The 3,497-nt window shown below is 42.7% G+C and carries 4 protein-coding genes; 1 reads left to right on the plus strand and 3 read right to left on the minus strand.

Translation table 11 applies throughout. The features are described from left to right. Positions 1-121: 121 nt before the first annotated feature. Positions 122-613, minus strand: coding sequence for a WbuC family cupin fold metalloprotein (locus QUA13_RS31965; RefSeq protein WP_333205044.1), 492 nt, complete (start codon positions 611-613; stop codon positions 122-124). Between the two features lie 76 nt (positions 614-689). Here QUA13_RS31965 and QUA13_RS31970 point away from each other — a divergent pair, with 76 nt between their 5' ends. Next, positions 690-1,913, plus strand: coding sequence for a tetratricopeptide repeat protein (locus QUA13_RS31970; protein ID WP_333205046.1), 1,224 nt, complete (start codon positions 690-692; stop codon positions 1,911-1,913). 89 nt (positions 1,914-2,002) lie between these two features. Here QUA13_RS31970 and QUA13_RS31975 read toward each other — a convergent pair whose 3' ends face one another. After that, complete coding sequence (locus QUA13_RS31975; protein ID WP_333205047.1) at positions 2,003-2,614, minus strand: HNH endonuclease; 612 nt, start codon at positions 2,612-2,614, stop codon at positions 2,003-2,005. Positions 2,615-2,701: 87 nt separating this feature from the next. After that, positions 2,702-3,268, minus strand: coding sequence for a hypothetical protein (locus tag QUA13_RS31980; protein WP_333205049.1), 567 nt, complete (start codon positions 3,266-3,268; stop codon positions 2,702-2,704). Between the last annotated feature and the right edge of the window lie 229 nt (positions 3,269-3,497).

Below are 3,497 nucleotides of genomic sequence, written 5' to 3' on the forward strand. Positions count from 1 at the left end.
GTATGGACGTTTGCCGGTCTTTGGGCGAGCGCACTTTTTGACCTGCTTAGTCTAAACTCCAAAATGTATTAACAGTCGATAGATTTTAGATTTTAGATTTTTAACAGTCAACAGTCATCAGTCAACTGTTAAATTCCGCTTCCCAAATCAGGACTAATTCCCGCGCCGCCGCAGTTCCCTCAGCAGGAAAACTTGCCAAAAAGTCTTTATCTGCGGCCACGTCGTAAGGCCCTTCCTTAAACTCCAAAATCACAGTATCCTGTGTCAAAGCTACTAACGTGTGAATAGTGCCCTCTGGCAGTTCGACAGCGCGAGTCGGGCCGGCCGCGCTGACTCGCAAGGAGCGCAGGATTTGACCGTTTTCGTTCAAAATAACAATACCGACTTCTCCTTGAATCACCACAAAAAACTCAAAACCGTTAACTGCAGGCGGGCGCAGGTGTTGGTGAGGGCGGACATAAGTGCCTGGTTGCAGCACGTTGACAAACCGCTGCACTTTTTCAGACAAATCGTGGAAATTGTAGTTTTGTCGCTGGCGGGGACTGCGGCGGGAGGAAGCGGCAACTTCGTCTAGCAATTCTTGCGTCAGCAATTTGATCGGGGGGGACTGCACAACAGATATCCTGTATTTAATAGTTCTTGAACAAATGGGCTAGTCTGGGATCATCGTTATCAGCATCTCTTGACACATGGAAATCGCAACTCAGGTGCGTATCACTAAGGCAATGCGTTTGTCAAGTATCTTTAGAAAAAGTATTAGCCCGATCGCCCTTTTGACTATTCTAGTCTGCGCCAGTAGCGTTTCTGCGTCTGAACCTAGGGTGGCACTGTTGGTTCAGCAGCAATTCTCACAGCAGCAACTGAAAGACGAAATTCGCGATCGAGTTCAAGAAGAAGTTGACATTGCTTTTGGGCGCACGGCGGTACTGCTGAACGGGCTGATAATTGCCCTAACTTTGTTTCCGACAGCAGCCGGAGTCGGGGTTTGGTTTCTGTTGAGCAAATTGTCCAAGCAAACAACAGTTGCTCGCCAAGAAATTGAAAGTCTCCATTACGATACAATCTCTCAATTAAAACTATTAATTTCGGACGCTGAAAGTATCTTAGGCGAAATTCAACACCAAAGTCACGCGGCGGATGCAGAAACAGACTTGTTATTGCCCGATGCCCAAATTCAAGAATTTGCTCCGGTTAACTATGGCAATTACCAACAGTTAGTGACGGCAAGCGACTATGCTAAACAGGGAGATGCTTGTTTCTTTGAAAACCGTTATGAAGATGCGATCGCTGCTTACAATCTTGCCCTGCAAATTCAGCCGGATTTAGCCGATACTTGGAACAACCGGGGAGTAGTGCTGACGAGAATGCAGCGGTATCCAGAGGCGATCGCCTCTTACGAACAAGCTACTACAATTCGCCCCAATTATCCCGACGCTTGGAACAATCGAGGCGTGGTATTGTTGGAGTTGCAAAAGTACCAGGAGGCGATCGGCTGTTACGAACAGGCAATTCAAGCCAAACCCGATTATGCCGATGCTTGGAACAACCGAGGCGTTGCTTTTTCCAAAATGCAGGAGTACGAACAAGCAGTAATTTCTTACAATCAAGCTCTACAAATTAAAAATGATTATACTGACGCTTGGAACAATCGAGGCGTTGCACTCTCCAAATTGCAAAAATATGAAGCTGCAATTGATTCCTACGACAATGCTGCTAAAATCCGACCTGACTTCTACAGAATTTGGTACAATAAAGCCCGATGTTATGCACTACAAGGTAAAATTGAATTAGCCATTGAAAATTTAAAGCGTGCCCTCAATCTCAATCCGAATGTGTGTAAAGAGTTGGCAAAAAGTGAAGCTGATTTAGAAAAAATTCGCGAATACGATGCGTTCAAGCACTTGATAAGTTAATAGCTGTAATTGTAGGCTGCGTGACCAAAAATCATTTCAAATTTATCACTGGTGACTCATAAAAGTCACGCACCGAAAAATTACGCTATCTACATTAAATCTATCGATTTATCCGAAGTCATACAAAGTCTTGTGCTGTCTCGATTACTTTTGCCAATATTACACTTTTTGCAAAGAGTTTGTAGATTACTCATATCGTCAGAACCACCTTTTGAGCGGGGGATAATGTGGTCAAGTTCCAATAAAACTCCATCTGTCGGTGCCGATCTACCACAGCTAAGACATTTCCATTTATCTCTAGCAAGTACAGCAAACCATTTACCTGGTCTCACAAAATAATAACTGTCTAGTTCAGGTATCTTTGAAGAATCGAAATCTTCCTCCTCGCTTTCTTCTATTTCTATGTCATTTTCGGTATTTTTACGTTTTACATACCATTTTTTGAATTGCTCAAGCCTATTTTTAAGCTGAGGTTCTCGTCCTTCACCAATACAAATAAATGATTCTGCTAAAGCGTATAAGAGGATGAATGCAATAATTGGTTCATCCAATCCTCGCCCTCGACTGACAGGAAAGTAGTATTTGGGTGATATCAACCTTATAGCATCTGACCCTACTTCATCAGGCACAATTGCCTGATGAAGAGGCAGAAATTCAAAATCGGGATTATCAATAGTCCGGACTGTTTTTATATGGCCCAATGGCTTATGCTCGCTTGACTTCGCAGCCCCTGTGGATAATTAAATCAATGTCAGCTCCACCCCTGACTTACATTTAATTCGACTTTTTTATGATCCTTGCCCCGCGTAAGCTTGTAGTATCGTTCCAAAAACTGTCCGGAGTATTGGATTATACGTTGTATGTGAAATATGCGCTATCGATAATAGTGGCATTAAAACCTCGCTATACTTAGCGACAAGTTGGGAAATTTTTGCCACGTAAGCATCATCTACGCCTTGACGAAATGGCATTAGCTCAGCATGAATTGTTCCACTAGGAAATACCTTAAACGTCAGATAAGTGGAATGATGAAAGAAGGGCTGTCCATTTCTCTTGAGAATGTTGAGCGGTTTGTCACCCCGTTTTGCAATAATTCCAATATGAACAAAGCCATAGTCTTTGTTCTCCTTTGCTTTATCTCGATGATTTGGAGAGTAGGCAAAAGTCATTCTCTCGTATGGATTCACATCGTAAACTAGCGCCACAACATCAAGTGTATAACGCAGTAACGTCTCTAGCCGAGGGAAGAAATAATTTTGCAGTGTTGAAAGCCGGGTTTTAGTGTCAGGGATATTGAAAATTTGAGTATCCCTCTCTTCAAAAATCACTTCACGAATACTGTGACTTTTTTGCACGTTTCTGACTCCTTATATTTCACGAGCTATTCAATCACACCGATCGAGAGCTGGCTAGTTTGCTGTATTCCTAACTTGTGGTGTGAAATCTAATGTGACTTTTCCTTCCCACTTAAAATTTATAGAGATTGCTGTTTCCTCCTTAGACTAAGCGGTTCTTCTGGGTTTTTGGTGAAAACCGTATAATGAGATACCACTACTTGATTTCTACCCTATGGATATTCATCTT

Origin of the sequence: Microcoleus sp. S28C3 (genome assembly GCF_036700785.1) — a bacterium.
Taxonomy (GTDB): domain Bacteria; phylum Cyanobacteriota; class Cyanobacteriia; order Cyanobacteriales; family Microcoleaceae; genus Microcoleus; species Microcoleus asticus.

Excerpts from the sequence above, each read along its gene's own strand:
- QUA13_RS31970 (WP_333205046.1), top strand. The coding sequence starts at position 690 with ATGGAAATCGCAACTCAGGTGCGTATCACTAAGGCAATGCGTTTGTCA.